We start from the raw sequence: 14,143 nt of genomic DNA, 5'->3' as shown, positions 1-14,143 counted from the left end.
GCACGTCGGCTCGGGAAGTCACTCCCCGAGCTTCTTCTGCTCCACGTCCGCGTTCAGGGCCACCAGCTCGGGGTGGGCTTCGAGGACCTCGATGATCTCGTCGGCGCTGAGGTCAGCCGCGCTGTAGGTCTCGACGAGGGCGCGGATGACCGCGAGGTCCTCCGGGGTGTCGACGGTGACGCGGAAGCGCGACGCGTCGCGCGTGCCGGTGATGGCGTGCAGGCTCGTATCGGCTCCCCGGCCGCTGTACAGGAATGGGGTGACGTGCTCGCGATCGGCGGGAAGGGATGCCCGTGCGTCCGCTTCGAGAAGCGCAACGGCGGAGAACACCTCGAAATCGAAGCCACGGGGATAGGTCCGCTCGAGCACGTTGGACACGTGTGCGGTGGGGTCCGCGAGTTCGGCGAACCGCTCGATGCCCCGCCTGACGAGCGCGGGGTCGATGAGGGGGCAGTCCGACGTGACGCGCACGACCACGTCGAGCCCGGCATCGCGCGCGGCGCCTGCGAACCGTCCCAGCACGTCGGTCTCGCTGCCACGGAAGACGCGCGCTCCTCGGGACACCGCGAGCGCCGCGATCGGATCGTCGCTCGCATTCGTCGTCGTGGCGACGACCAGTGGCAGGTCGAGTTTCTGCAGCCTGTCGATGTGATGGTCGAGCAGGGTGCGTCCGCCCGCGGCGAGCAGGACCTTGCCGGGGAGCCGGGTGCTGGTCATCCGCGCCTGCGTGATGATCCCGACTCGTGTCACCGCAGCGCCTCCGCGAGGGCGTCGACGACCTGGTCGACCTGCGAATCGGTCAGCTCAGGGTGGATCGGAAGCGACAGCTCCTCGCGGTAGAAGGCCTCCGCGTTCGGGCACATCCCTCGCCGGTAGCCCGCGTCGGCGTACACCGGATGCCAGTAGACGGGCATGTAGTTGACCTGGACACCGACGCCGAGTTCCCGCATCCGATCGAAGACCTCACGACGTCGCCCGTCGAGGATGCGCACGGGGTAGAGGTGACGCATCGCGTCGACGTTCTCGCGCTGGACCGGGCGGCGCACGCCGTCGAGATCGGCCAGTGCGTCGTCGTAGCGCCGCGTGATCTCCGCGCGCCGACGTTTGAACGCGTCGAGTCTGGAGAGCTGGGACAGGCCGAGCGCGCAGGCGATGTCGGTGAGTCGGTAGTTCACGCCGAACTCGTGCACCTCCTGATGCCAGGCACCCTCGCCGGGCACCTGGAAGCGCGAGGCATCCCGCACGAGACCGATGTTGTGGAACTCGTGCGCACGCTGTGCCAGCTCGGGATCCTTGGCGACGAGCGCTCCGCCCTCGCCGGTGGTGAGGTTCTTCGTCGGGAAGAACGACAGCGTCGTGACGTCGGCGAGATCGCCCACCGGCCGGCCGTTGTAGGTGCTGCCGATGGAGTGCGCGGCATCGTCGAGGACGAGGGCTCCGTAGCGCGCCGCCGTCGCCGTGAGCCGGTCGTAGTCAGCGGGGTGACCGGCGTAGTCGACGGCGGCGATGATCCGGGTGCGGTCGTCGATGAGGGCATCCACCGCGGCCGGGTCGATGAGGGCGGTGTCCTCCTCCACATCGGCGAAGACGATCCGTGCACCGCGCATGGACGCGGTCGACGTCGTCGCGATGAAGGTCATGGGCGTGGAGATGACGACGTCGCCCTCGGAGATCTCTGCTGCCGCATACGCCATGTGCAGCGCCGCCGTGCCTGAGGTGGCCGTCACCGCGCGATGTCCGCCGGTGAGCTCGCTGATCTTCGACTCGAAGGCGGAGACGAGGGGTCCGGTGGTGAGCCAGTCGCCGCGGAGGACGTCGACGACGGCCTGGATGTCATCTTCGGAGATGGACTGTCTCCCGTACGGCAGCATCCTCAGATACCCGCTTCGATGATGGCCGCGATCTCGGCCTGCGAGTACCACCGGTCGTTGCTGTCGGATCGGTAGGCGAAGCCTTCGGGCACCGGAACGGCATCCTTCGGGACGCGATAGCCCCACGATGCGAGGTCGGGCTGGATGATGAAGTACTTGCCGTCGGCGACCACCACGGCACGACGGCCTTCCTCGGGGCTGATCATCTCCTCGTGCAGCTTCTCGCCGGGGCGCAGGCCCACGTCGACGAGGTCTGCACCGGGCACGACGGCGTGCGCGAGGTCGGTCACCTTCATCGACGGGATTCGGGGGACCAGCAGCTCACCGCCCTGCATGAGCTCGAAGGTGTCGACGACCATCTCGACGGCCTGCGGCAGCGTGATGAAGAATCGCGTGCAGCGCAGGTCGGTGATCGGCAGCGGCTTGCCTTCGGCTCCGAGCCTCTCGAAGAACGGGATGACCGAGCCGCGCGAGCCCATGACGTTCCCATACCGCACGACGGCGAAGCGCGTGTCGTAGGCGGCCGCGTAGTGGTTCCCGGTGATGAAGAGCTTGTCGGCTGTGAGCTTGGTGGCGCCGTACAGGTTGATGGGGCTGGAGGCCTTGTCCGTCGACAGAGCGACGACCCGCTTCACGCCCGCATCGATCGATGCCTCGATCACGTTCTGGCTGCCCAGCACGTTGGTCTTGACGAACTCGAACGGGTTGTACTCCGCGGTGTCCACCTGCTTGAGCGCGGCTGCGTGCACCACGTAGTCGACTCCGTGCAGGGCGCGGACGAGGCGCCGCTCGTCGCGGATGTCGCCGATGAACCAGCGCAGCCGCGGGTCGTCGCCGAACTGCTGCCGCACCTCGTACTGCTTCAGCTCGTCACGGGAGAAGACGACGAGACGTCGCGGATCGAGGTGCGTCAGCGCATGGCGGATGAACGCCTTGCCGAACGATCCTGTGCCGCCTGTGATGAGGATGCTCGAGCCCTCGAGAACCGACACTCTGTCTCCCTCAGCGTCGTGGAATGGTGCGGATTCCCGGGTTGAATCACGCCCGGCCTATCCTATCGGGTGGGTACGGGCGTGCCCGCGGACGGTGATGAAGGGCGAACGATGAGTCGACGAGGGGCCCTCCTCCATTGCAATGCCGGGGTCGAGTACGGCATGGGGCACCTCATGCGCACGCTCGCGATCGCCGCCGTCGCCAGGAAACGCGGATGGTCGGTGTCGCTCATCGGCGACATCGACGAGGCCGGGTCGGCCGCCGCGCACCGCATCGAGCCCGACCTGCCCGTCCGGTCCATCCGCGCGGCAGAGTCTCCCGAAGCGCTGGTCGCAGCGGCAGGAGAGGCGGACGTCCTGCACCTCGACGCGTACACGGACGTGCCCGACGTTCGCGGCTTCGGGGCTCTGGTGAGCAACATGCAGGACGGCCCCTACGGCGTGAGGGCGGCCGATCTCTCGATCGACGCGAACCTCGGAGCAGAGGCGACGTTCGCCCGTCCTGACCTCACCCGCCACCCTTTGGCCGGTCTCGATGTCGCGGTGGTACGCGAGCAGGTGCTCCGTCAGCGCGCCGCATCGCACCGGCCAGGCGCAGTGCCCCGCGTGCTCGTCGTCATGGGCGGCTCCGACCCCCGGGGACTCACGGCCCGCATCGTGCGGGCGCTCGACGGTGTGCCCGCGCCGCTTCGCGTCACGGTGGTCGATCCGCGCGGCCGGGAGGAGGTGCGGGAGGCTGCCACCGCATCTGTCCATGACATGCAGGTGCGCGGATTCGTCGATGATCTGCCTGCCCTGGCGCGCGAGCATGATCTCGCGGTGACGGCGGCCGGGACGTCCGTGTGGGACTTCGCGTGCATGGGCGTTCCGATGGCCGTCCTGTGCGCTGTCGACAATCAGCGTCCGGGCTACGCGAACGTCGTGAGGCGGGGGCTCGCGGTGGGGCTCGGTGTTCCGCCCCATGCCGATCTGGGGGCACGGGTCGTCGAGCTGGGTGCTCTTCTGCATGACGGCGACGCGCTGGCGGCGCAGTCAGCCGCGCTTCGGGACACGGTCGACGGGCTCGGGACATGGCGGATCGTCGCATCCTGGGAGCAACTCGTCGATGCAGGGCCCGACAAGCCCCGTCCCTCGCCTCCGATCAGCGTGCGCCCGGCGACGCGGTACGACGCCAGGGTGCTCTACGACTGGCGCAACGACGAAGCCACTCGAGCGCACTCCCGGTCGAGCGAAGCTCTCGAATGGGATTCGCACGTCTCGTGGCTCGACCGCACCCTCGCCGATCCGGACCGCCGGCTCCTGGTCATCGAGTCGGAAGGACGACCGGTGGCCTCGACGCGGTGGGACCGGCGTTCCCCGACGGACTGGGAGGCGTCGATCACGATGGCCCCGGAACAGCGCGGACGTGGTCTCGCCGGTGCTGTGCTCGCCGCCTCGGAACAAGCCCTGATCGTGGATGCGCCGAGTCGCCTCCTCGCGACCGTCCACACCACGAACACGGCCTCTTCGAAGCTGTTCCAGCGGGCAGGATACCTGCCGCACCTTCCCGCCGACGCCGGCGGCTTCGCCACGTTCGCGAAGTGGCGTCTCTCGCCGGCTGGCTGACTAGAGCAGATCCCAGGACAGCGGGGTGCCGCGGTCCGCATCACGAGTGAAACGGCGACCTTCGACCAGCCCGTAGGCCTCCGGTGCCAGACCGCCGGCGGGGCGGATCGAGCGGACGTTCGCCGCGCTGATGACGTCGCCGGCGCGGACATCCGCTGTCACATACAGGGACCGACGGAGTGCGAGGACGGTCTGCTCCTGCGGGGTGGGACCGAAGGCGGTTCCGCTTCCTGCGGCGATCCGGGCCTGCTCCGACGCGCTGACCAGCGAGGCGAACTCGGCTGGGCTCAGGGAGAAGTCGGCGTCCACGCCTCCGTCCCCCCGGTAGAGGGTGACATGCTTCTCGATCGCCACGGCCCCGAGAGCCGCCGCCGCCACGGCGACCCCGATGCCGAGGGTGTGGTCGGAGAGGCCGATGGGCACGTCGAAGGCGTCGCGCAGCGTCCGGATGTTGCCCAGTCGCGCCTCTTCAGGGATGGCCGGGTAGGCCGCGGTGCAGGCGAGCAGCACCAGCTGAGTGTTGCCGGAGTCGCGGATGGCCGTGACCGCGGCGTCGATCTCGGAGAGGGTGGCCATACCCGTCGATACGATCATGGGCTTGCCTGTGCGAGCGACCTCGCGGAGCAGGGGAAGGTCGACGATCTCTGCGGACGCCGTCTTATAGAGCTCGACGCCGAGACCTTCGAGGAACTCGACGGAAGTCGGATCGAACGGTGTGGAGAAGGGGATGAGGCCGTGCGCCGCTGCGCGCTCGAAGATCGGCGCGTGCCACTCCCACGGCGTGTGCGCCTCCTGGTACAGGGAGTACAGATTGCGTCCACCCCAGAGATCGTGGTCGCCCTTCACGCGGAACTCGGGGCGGTCGGAGTCGATCGTGAGGGTGTCGGCGGTGTAGGTCTGGATCTTGAGGGCGTTCGCCCCGGTCGAGGCCACGGCATCCACGATCGCGAGCGCTCGTTCGAGATCTCCGTTGTGGTTGCCCGACATCTCGGCGATCGTGAACACGGGGGAACCGGTGCCGATCTTCGCCGAGGAGAGATCGATGGTCTGCGCAGAAGTCACGCCGACAACTCTAGACGGGGGAGTTCCTCGAAGACGCGACCAGCCTTGCGCGGGGAGGTGCGCTCCGGCCCGCGGACTGCAGAACCGTAATTCCGGATGAGCCGGAATATTGCCCTAAGCTGTGGGTCTATGGGGCGTGTGACGGAGCTCGTCGGGGACGAGCGTGCGACGACTGGCGAGGAAGCCTTCTACGACCGGCTTCGACCGCTGGTGGAGTCGTTCGGCCGCCCCGAGGGGATCCGCCGAGTCGCGGTGGTGGGAAATCAGCCTCTGGACGAGTCTCCGGAACGTGCGGAGCGGATCGACTCCGCAGACCTCGTCATCCGCGTCAACGGCTTCCGCATGGATGACATCGACGGGCCGGCCACCGTCGGGAGGCGCGTCGACGTCGTGGTCTTCAACCGTGGGGTGCGACCGACCCCGTGGTTCTTCTCGGACTACACCGACCGTCTCTACCTCATGATCGAACCGGGGCGTCTGCTGTGGGAGAACCCGAAGACCCCCGACTTCTGGCCGCCGGACCTGGGCATCGTGACGATGCCGAACCGTGAGGTGATCCTCCCGCTCGGCGAGGCGATGGGAGTGGACCCGCACGAGGGTGGCCAATGGGCGACCACGGGCACGGTGATGCTCTGGATCGCGACCAGGCTGTTCCCTGATGTCCAGATGGACGTCACCGGTTTCTCCTTCGTGGATGCGCCGGATCAGACCGCCTGGAACCACGCTTACGGAGACCCGTCAGCTGTCGGCGCCGAACACCGCATCGACCTCGAATCCATGCTCTTGCGCGAGTGGATCGACTCCGGGCGTATCTCCTATCACCGCTGATCTCCAGACCCGACCATCACCAATCACCCGAATGATTGAGGACTGAATGCTGAACCGAATCCGTCGACGGATCGACGCTGCCGTCGTGCGCCGCGTTGATGCCAGAGTGGACGCACGCCTCGAAGAGGCCTTCGCGAACCTCGAGGGCGCCCGCGCCGACTACGAGGCTCGCTTGGCCGGCAACCAAGCAGACTTCTCCTACATCCGCTCCGAGTTCGATCGCATCGCCCCGCAGGTCGCTGCGTTGGAGCAGCGCTTCGAGTGGCTGCGTCATCAGCTCGACCTCACGAACGAGGATCCGGAGAGCGACCTCGTGCGGGCGAGAGCCGAACACGAGAGGGCACGTATCCGGCTCGAGCTCGCTTCGCACTATGAGGAGCGTCTCCGCCGTCTCGAGTCGCCCGCTCGATAGCCGCAGGCGACTCGGACGCTAGAGGCCGGCGAGACTGCGCAGCTGGTCGACGCTGACGCGTGCGGCGTCGACGGGCTGACCGACGTTCGATCCGGAGGACACGGCGGAGCGCAGCGCGTTCAGTCGGCTCGAGTACTCGCTCGTCGTCGTGCTCCAGTCCTCGGCGATCGACGACGGCGGCAGCGATTCTGCCAGGCGCTGCGCGTCCTCCTGCATCGCATTCAGGACGGGCTCGAGGTCGCCCTCGCCTTCGGAGACGATGTCCAGCCCGACCGACGCGGCTTCCAGCCACACGCCGACGCGGTCGCGGAACGCGGGAAGCGACGGGTCCTCCACGGGTGGGGGAGTGTCGACCGGAGCCGTGGGAACGGGGGAGGCGGACGGAACCGCGGACGGCGTCGGCGTCGGGGTCGTCGTCGCCGTCGGAGACGCCGAAGCACCCGGCACCGGTGACCCGCCTCTCGGGAGGAGGAAGAACAGCAGCGCGGCGACGACGAGCAGGGCGAGGACGGAGAGTCCGACGATCAACCAGACTCGTCCGCGGTTGCGGGGCTTGGGTTCGATGGGAGCCCAACGGAGCTCGGGCTGCGGTTCGTCGGTCATGCCCTCATCCTTCCAGCGGAGCCATCGGCTGCCAGGACCGATCACGGGCGAGTCTGCCGCCTTCTCTCAGGCCTCGGAACAGGTTGCTGGTGCCGCGGACCGTTCTCTCCACGAACACCAGTCGGATGAGCTCCTTCGCGAAGGTCATCGCCGTCCCCAGACCGAACAGCACCGGGTTGTAGACGCCGTGCACGCGGTAGTAGTTCTTGATGTAGGCGCGATTGCGCATGATGTAGAAGCGGTAGGCGTTGCTCGACGCGTTCATGTGCCGGATGCCCATGTCCCACTGCTTGATCTCGCGGGTGCGGCGCAGCACGAACTCGTCGACGATCACCGCGGTCGTCTTGCGAGACGCGAGCCAGCCGTACATCTGGTCGTCCCAGTAGATGAAGAAGCGAGGGTCGGGCAGGCCGATCTGCGCGACGACGGAACGGTGGATGAACATGCCCTCGAAGCAGCCGCTGTTCATCTCCTTGTAGCCGGAAGTGTCGAAACCCGACGGTGCGAACGGGATCGGGATGCCCATGCGCTCGGCGATGCGGTACTGCCAGTAGAACTCGCTGCCGTCGTAGTCGTACCGGCGCCCCTGGATGCTCTTGAAACGCGGAGTCCAGAAGCCCATCCTGGCCAGGCCGTCCGGAAGGACTTCGACGTCGTCGTCCATCATCCAGATCCATTCGGCGCCGAGGTCGTATGCGGTGCGCATCCCCTCGCTGAAGCCGCCTGATCCGCCCGTGTTGGTGTCGAGACGGCGGTACACGATCTCGGTCCCGATGCCGTCGCGGAACGACTCGACCACGTCCGTGGTGTCGTCCACCGAGGCGTTGTCGATGATCACGATACGACCAGGCTTCGGGTCCATCGCGGTGATGCTCGTGAGCAGTCCGGTGAGAAGGTGCGAGCGGTTGTAGGTGACGATGACGATCGTCGCCGTGGTCGGGTCGAATGCAGCGGGTGCCGCGGTCATGCCTTCTCCTTGAGGATCTGCTGCCAGGACGTGGGGGAGACGAGCTCGGGGAGCGCGTCACGATAGTGCTTCTGCAGTTCGGGCCAACGGCGGCGCAGCTCGGCGTGCAGCCGGAGGGAGTCGCGGAGCATCCGGCGGTGCGTGCGCCTGTCACGGACATAGTGGAGCTTTCCGGCGGAATCCGCGGTCTCGACGAGCGCACTGTCGACGCTTCCCAGCCGCCACCAGACGGCGTCCTTCTTCCGGAACTCCGTCTCGGGCGCCGCGACGTTCTCCGGAGCGGGTCGGTGAAACCAGTTCGAGACCAGCGTGGAGAGGGTCAGCCACCGCAGCTTCATCCCCTCCGGACTCATCGGTTCCTGCAGGTACCGGCGTCGTCCCGTCCGCGGGCGCCCGAGGTTCGACGTGTCGTGGTGCACGACCGTCTCCGGGAAATCGGACGCGATCGCCCGGGCTGCGGGCATCGCTGTCGCGAGGCTCTCCCGCAGATGACGCGGCCCGGCCAGGACGTCCCGAAGTGCCTTCGCGCGAAGGGCCACGGGGTAGTACTGCATCATCATGAGGTGTTTGAGGTCGACGCGACGGCTGTGTACCAGGAGTCGTCCGCTGCGGGGCGCGTTCGAGTGCAGGAGCGCGGCGACGATCCGATTTCGGGCATGGAAGTACGCCTGCCAGTCGATCATGTCGTCCTTGTGCACCCACGACACGTGCCACAGGGCGACGCCGGGAAGGGACACGGTGCGGAAACCGGCTTCGCCCGCGCGCAGACAGAACTCGGCGTCGTCCCACTTGATGAACGCCGGTAGGGCGAGTCCGACTTCGCGGATCACCTCGAGCGGGATGAGACACATCCACCACCCGTTGTAATCGGCCTCCGTGCGCGCGTGCAGGAAGGGGGAATCGCGCAGGCTCGCCGTCGCGAAGTCGTGGGGCATCCGCTCCGGGTTGGTGTCGCCCCAGGCGAAGGCCGGCTCGTCGACGACCTCAGCCCAGCCGTGCAGGGTGCAGCGTGCCATCAGGTCGAACATGTGGCCACCGACGATGGTGGGCTCGGTCGTGAAGCGGGCGAACACGATCGAGCGACGGAGGGCCTCAGGCTCGAGCCGGACATCATCGTCGAGCAGCTGCACGAACTCGCTCTCCGGACGCAGGAGCGATTCCTGCATGGCCCGAGCGAATCCACCGGATCCGCCGAGGTTGTCCTGCCGGATCACGCGAAGCGTGTCGCCGAGGAGGGCGGAGACGGCTTCGTATCCATCCTCCTCGGCGACCAAGCGGGTGCCTTGGTCGACGAGGAAGATGCGGTCGACCAGCGACAGCACATCGGGGGACGATGCCAGCGTCCGCAGCGTTTCGATGCAGTAATCCGGCTTGTCGAACGTCGTGATGCCGAGTGAGGCCTTCCCGGTTCGGACCGGCTCGTGCTCCGTCTCCCAGCGCGCACCGTTCAGGACGACGGGCTCCTCATCCGCGACGACATCGAACCAGATCCAGCCGCCGTCGTCGTGGGGGCCGAGATCGAGATCGAAGGTCGTCGTGGCGTCTCCCACGACGGAGCGCGCCTCGATCCGGCGGGACTCGCCCTGCGCATCCGAACGATGCAGCAGCACGGTGCCCGATCCGGTGGAGCGCACGGTGAGACGCACGTCCCGCACGCCCGTCCAGTGGCGCCAGTATGCGGCGGGGAAGGCGTTGAAATAGGTGCTGAAAGACCACGTGCTCTTCGCCGGGACCCGCGCACTGGAGCGGTCGAGGATGCCCTCGACCGGTGTGATCGCCGCACGCGCCGCGCGTTCGTCCTCGGTGTCAGGTCGATGCTCGGCGTCCACGTAGAGGGGGAACACATCGGGGTCGTCGCCACCGGGGAAGACGACGTTCTGCAGGACGTATGCCACGGGTTGGTTTCTCCGATGTTGGTGTCACAGGCGGTTGTCGTGGGGACAGCGGCCGGACTCGACGAGCAGAGAGTAGCCTACCGTCCGCTCCCTTCGGATCAGCGGAGAGGCTCACCTCGGTGGCGAAGGGGCGACGGTTAGACTGGCTGCGATGAAGGTACTGATCACCGGCGGCGCCGGATACATCGGATCCACGGTCGCCACCGCGTGCATCGAGGCGGGCATCGACGTGGTCATCCTCGACGACCTCTCCAAGGGGCTCCGAGCCTTCTGCGAGGGTCGCGCGTTCTACGAGGGCGACATCGCCGACCAGGTGGTCCTGGAACGTCTGCTCGCCGAGCACCCCGACATCGATGCGGTCATCCACTGCGCTGCACGTATCGTCGTGCCCGAGTCGGTCACGGATCCCCTCGGCTACTACGAGACCAACGTGGGAAAGACGATCGTGCTGCTCCAGCATCTGCGTGACGCGGGGATCCCACGCATCGTGTTCAGCTCTTCCGCTGCCGTCTACGAGGGGGAGAGCGGTGCGGGGGTCGATGAGGACGCTCCGCTGGCTCCCTCGAGTCCCTATGCCACGACGAAGGCGATGGTCGAGCAGATCCTCGAGGATGCGGCCTCCAACGGCGACTTCCGTGCGATCGCCCTCCGCTACTTCAACCCCATCGGCGCCGATCCGCAGATGCGCACCGGGCTGCAGAACCCTCTGCCTTCGCATGCTCTCGGGAAGATCATGCAGTCCCATGCCGCCGCCGAGGCCTTCTCGATCACCGGAACCGACTGGCCGACCAGGGACGGATCCGGGCTGCGAGACTACATCCACGTCTGGGACCTCGCGCTCGCGCACGTGGCGGCCGTCGAGCGATTCGACGAGGTCGCGACGGCGGACGACCCCTATCGGGTGATCAACATCGGCACCGGGGAGGGCGTGACCGTCCGCGAGCTGGTGGCGGCCTTCGAGCGGGTCACGGGTGAGGCTCTCGCCGTCGTCGAGACCGCGCGGCGTCCCGGCGATCAGGCCGGCGCGTTCGCGATCGTCGATCGTGCGGCCGAGGTGCTGGACTGGCGTGCCGAGCGCTCGGTGGACGACGGGGTCCGCGACGCGATCACCTGGGCGGAGAAGCTGCCCTCCATCCGCTGACGGCGCCCCTCGGCTACTCCTGAGGGCGGAGCGTCGGTATGGCTCCCGTGTGTGCTGCATCGATGTTCTCGCGCCAGGAACGCGACTGGCCTGCACGCAGGGCGCACAGCACGAGCATGAACCATCCGGCGCCGACGAGCGTGAAGCTCTCGAACATGGAGTCGACCGCCAGCGTCACCAGCATGATCGGCGTCCAGGCGTACACGACGGAGCGGCGCGTGCTCGCCACGAGCCAGGAGCGGATGAGAGCGACGCCACCCAGCAGGAGGAAGAGCACCAACCCCGCGGCGCCGAGCTGGAGCAGCACGTCGAAGAAGGCGTTCAGCGCGCTCTGATGGCGGTCGTCGAGTTGGAAGTTGATGTAGGTGAACGGGTACTCGCCCCGTGCCCAGTCGCCGAACCATCCCCATCCCTGGACCGGTTTCACGGCCACGAAATCGAGGATCGTGTTCCAGAGCGAGCCGCGGATCGAGAAGTCGGAGCCCGCATCGAGCACGGCGATGATCTGATGGCGCAGCGCGAACGCCGCCGCAAGGGCGAGGGTGACGACGACGCCGAGCGTCCACTGCACGATCGTGCGCCGGTCGGCCGGGGTGTGGCGGACGATCGTGAGGGCGATCGTGACGACGCCGACGGCACCGGCGAGCACGAGGACCGTCGGGGAGGAGGACAGCACCGCCAGGAAGCTCGCGAGAGCGATCGACGCCACGGCGAGCGGGGCTTTCACGGACTGCGTGCGCCACTCGATCACGAAGGTGATCAGCGCGATCACCGCGATGAATCCGAGCATGTTGCGGCTGCCGAAGAGGCCCTGGATCGGGCCGCCGACGGCGAGATTCCCCTGGATCCCGAGGAAGGTGAAAGGCAGATCGAGCAGCACGCCGGACAGGATCTCCACTGCGAGGGACGCGGCCAGGAGCACCCGGAGCGTGTCGCCGATCGCGCGCACCGTCTGGAGCGTGTCGCGGACGTGGCCGATCGTGATGGCGAGGAACGCGAAGCCGAAGAGCGACATCCACCCGAAGATCGTGTCGGACTTGTCCGTGGTCCAGAAGACGCTCACCAGCGCCCAGGCGAGGAAGGCGAGCAATGACGACGGCGCGATGCGCAGCAGCGACAGCTCGTCGCGACGTATCCAGAGGATGGCCGCGCCCAGCAGGCAGAGCGCGGCGATGATCGTCGCCAGCGTTGTCGCCGACGTCATCTGCTGGATGGCATAGGAACCGAACACGGCAGCCAGCGCTGCGAGCGTGAAGGCGCGTGCCAGCTCCACGGAGCCGAGCAGCCGCACGATCGGGCGTGCCGGCGTCACGGCACCCGCCGCTGCCGAGTGCCGCGTTCGAACAGTAGGTCGCGCTCGCCGACGCCGACCAGGGGCACCGACTTGAGCTTGAACGACAGCAGCACGAGCAGCATCCAGCCCCACAGCATGATGGGCGTCGACTCGGTCAAGCCCTGCACGAGCAGGACCACCGTGAACAGACTGGGCAGCAGGGTCAACGGCGAGAACGGACGTGCGTCATCGAGGTCCCAGCGGGGACGATCGACCGCGAAGAACCAGGAGCGCCACAGCAGCGTGCCGTAGGCGACCGCCATCAGCACCACTCCCACCACACCGAGCTGGAGCAGGACGTCGAGCCACATGTTGTGCGCGTGGAACACGGTGATCCCGTGATCGGTGATCCACCGGTCGAAGGCGGGATCATCGGGGATCCACGGGCTCGAGAACCCGTTGCCGACGATCGGGTGCTCGGCCGCCCGCTCCAGCACCTTGGTCCAGATCTTCTCGGATCGTCCGGTGAGGTCGCTGCTGCGACCGAGAAGCCCCAGCAGTGGCTCGCGCAGCAGCCAGATCCCCAGCGCGGCGACCGCCGCGCCGCCGATCGAGACCACGTAGATGCGGGTGCGCGCTCCCGGAGTGCGGGCCCGCCGCATCAGCAGCGCGACAGCGAGCACGACGGCGACCGCCGCCGCGCACACGAGGGCTGTCGCCGATGCGGTCCGGAACAGGAAGTACGCGGCGAGAAGCATCCACAGGGCCAACGTGGTGCGCCAGCGCGCCTTGGCTGCGAACAGCACTCCGAAGGTGATGATCGCGAAGAGCGAGATGATCGCGAGCAGATTCGCGTTCCCGACGATGCCCTGGATCCTGCCGCCGTCGAACAGGTTGTCGCGGACCCAGTACCACTGCGGATCGATCTTGCCGTCCGGGAGGGTGAGGAAGTTGGGCAGCAGCGGCCCGTGCAGCACCAGCGAAACCCAGAGCTCGATCGCCAGCGAGAGGCCGAGGATCCATTTGAATGCCGACGAGAGGGCACGGACGATCTCGTGCCAGGTGAGCACGTGGGCCAGGAAGAGCGCGTTCACCGTGACGGCGGCGAGAAGGATCCAGGTGACGACTGTGGGACCGCGCCACTGCGACCAGGCGACGGAGACGAGCGCGAAGGCGGTGTAGCCGAGGGCTGTCCAGGGCAGGCGCCGCCAGCGGAACGGCTGGGGGCGATTGCGGGCGAGCATCGGAATGCCGATGCCGAGAGTCGTGAGCGTGAAGACGGCGAGCGTCACGGCGGCTCCGTCCCGCCCGAGCAGGTTGTAGACCGCGGAGTGGGCGAAGGTCACGAAGAGCACGAGGATCGCATACCCGCGCAGCAGCAGATGCCCCGTCGACTCGCGCTCCGGCGCGGTGGGCGGGGCAGACACCGGATGCTTCGTGTACTGGGCCATCGCGTTCAGGCTACCGCGCCGTGCTCCGGGCGTCGCTGAACGC

13 protein-coding genes are annotated in these 14,143 nt (G+C 67.7%); 4 read left to right on the top strand and 9 right to left on the bottom strand.

Annotation, left to right across the window (positions count from 1 at the left end; all coding sequences use genetic code 11):
- Nucleotides 1-18: 18 nt before the first annotated feature.
- The 3 genes from MOX01_RS18110 to pseB are packed head-to-tail and all read right to left on the bottom strand — an operon-like array spanning nucleotide 19 to nucleotide 2,863.
- Nucleotides 19-750, bottom strand: coding sequence for a cytidylyltransferase domain-containing protein (locus MOX01_RS18110; protein ID WP_141370944.1), 732 nt, complete (start codon nucleotides 748-750; stop codon nucleotides 19-21).
- Nucleotides 747-1,871: a DegT/DnrJ/EryC1/StrS family aminotransferase gene (locus MOX01_RS18105; protein ID WP_141370942.1), complete on the bottom strand. Its 1,125-nt coding sequence runs from the start codon at nucleotides 1,869-1,871 to the stop codon at nucleotides 747-749. The genes MOX01_RS18110 and MOX01_RS18105 overlap by 4 nt, the downstream gene beginning before the upstream one ends.
- A 2-nt stretch (nucleotides 1,872-1,873) precedes the next feature.
- Nucleotides 1,874-2,863 carry a UDP-N-acetylglucosamine 4,6-dehydratase (inverting) gene (gene pseB / locus MOX01_RS18100; protein WP_058632621.1) on the bottom strand — a complete coding sequence of 330 codons (990 nt, stop codon included), beginning with the start codon at nucleotides 2,861-2,863 and terminating at the stop codon, nucleotides 1,874-1,876.
- Between the two features lie 111 nt (nucleotides 2,864-2,974).
- Between pseB and MOX01_RS18095 the strand changes: the two genes are divergently transcribed.
- Nucleotides 2,975-4,468: a bifunctional UDP-2,4-diacetamido-2,4,6-trideoxy-beta-L-altropyranose hydrolase/GNAT family N-acetyltransferase gene (locus MOX01_RS18095; protein WP_141370940.1), complete on the top strand. Its 1,494-nt coding sequence runs from the start codon at nucleotides 2,975-2,977 to the stop codon at nucleotides 4,466-4,468.
- Here MOX01_RS18095 and pseI read toward each other — a convergent pair whose 3' ends face one another.
- Nucleotides 4,469-5,530 carry a pseudaminic acid synthase gene (gene pseI / locus MOX01_RS18090; protein WP_230977851.1) on the bottom strand — a complete coding sequence of 354 codons (1,062 nt, stop codon included), beginning with the start codon at nucleotides 5,528-5,530 and terminating at the stop codon, nucleotides 4,469-4,471.
- 129 nt (nucleotides 5,531-5,659) lie between these two features.
- Here pseI and MOX01_RS18085 point away from each other — a divergent pair, with 129 nt between their 5' ends.
- A complete protein-coding gene (locus MOX01_RS18085) occupies nucleotides 5,660-6,358 on the top strand; it encodes a glycosyltransferase family 29 protein (RefSeq protein ID WP_211368715.1) in 699 nt (232 codons plus the stop codon).
- A gap of 46 nt (nucleotides 6,359-6,404) precedes the next feature.
- Nucleotides 6,405-6,770 carry a hypothetical protein gene (locus MOX01_RS18080; RefSeq protein WP_058632624.1) on the top strand — a complete coding sequence of 122 codons (366 nt, stop codon included), beginning with the start codon at nucleotides 6,405-6,407 and terminating at the stop codon, nucleotides 6,768-6,770.
- A gap of 18 nt (nucleotides 6,771-6,788) precedes the next feature.
- Here MOX01_RS18080 and MOX01_RS18075 read toward each other — a convergent pair whose 3' ends face one another.
- From MOX01_RS18075 to MOX01_RS18065, 3 genes are read right to left on the bottom strand one after another with little or no spacing between them, the layout of a single operon-like run.
- Entirely contained in the window at nucleotides 6,789-7,373 is a 585-nt protein-coding gene (locus MOX01_RS18075) for a hypothetical protein (protein ID WP_141370938.1), read from the bottom strand.
- 4 nt (nucleotides 7,374-7,377) lie between these two features.
- Entirely contained in the window at nucleotides 7,378-8,340 is a 963-nt protein-coding gene (locus tag MOX01_RS18070) for a glycosyltransferase (protein WP_141370936.1), read from the bottom strand.
- The gene (locus tag MOX01_RS18065) at nucleotides 8,337-10,235 is read right to left on the bottom strand and encodes a glycosyltransferase (protein ID WP_141370934.1); all 1,899 of its coding nucleotides are present in this window, start codon (nucleotides 10,233-10,235) and stop codon (nucleotides 8,337-8,339) included. Before MOX01_RS18065 ends, MOX01_RS18070 begins: the two co-directional genes overlap by 4 nt.
- Before the next feature lie 151 nt (nucleotides 10,236-10,386).
- On the opposite strand from MOX01_RS18065, the gene galE reads away from it, so the two are divergent.
- Nucleotides 10,387-11,376: a UDP-glucose 4-epimerase GalE gene (gene galE, locus MOX01_RS18060; protein WP_141370932.1), complete on the top strand. Its 990-nt coding sequence runs from the start codon at nucleotides 10,387-10,389 to the stop codon at nucleotides 11,374-11,376.
- 13 nt (nucleotides 11,377-11,389) lie between these two features.
- Here galE and MOX01_RS18055 read toward each other — a convergent pair whose 3' ends face one another.
- Entirely contained in the window at nucleotides 11,390-12,688 is a 1,299-nt protein-coding gene (locus MOX01_RS18055; RefSeq protein WP_061015095.1) for an O-antigen ligase family protein, read from the bottom strand.
- Nucleotides 12,685-14,100: an O-antigen ligase family protein gene (locus MOX01_RS18050; protein ID WP_141370930.1), complete on the bottom strand. Its 1,416-nt coding sequence runs from the start codon at nucleotides 14,098-14,100 to the stop codon at nucleotides 12,685-12,687. Before MOX01_RS18050 ends, MOX01_RS18055 begins: the two co-directional genes overlap by 4 nt.
- Between the last annotated feature and the right edge of the window lie 43 nt (nucleotides 14,101-14,143).

Source organism: Microbacterium oxydans (assembly GCF_006540085.1).
Lineage (GTDB): Bacteria > Actinomycetota > Actinomycetes > Actinomycetales > Microbacteriaceae > Microbacterium > Microbacterium oxydans.
The sequence above is the reverse complement of the archived record's forward strand: the minus strand, read 5'-3'. Positions and strand labels throughout refer to the sequence as shown.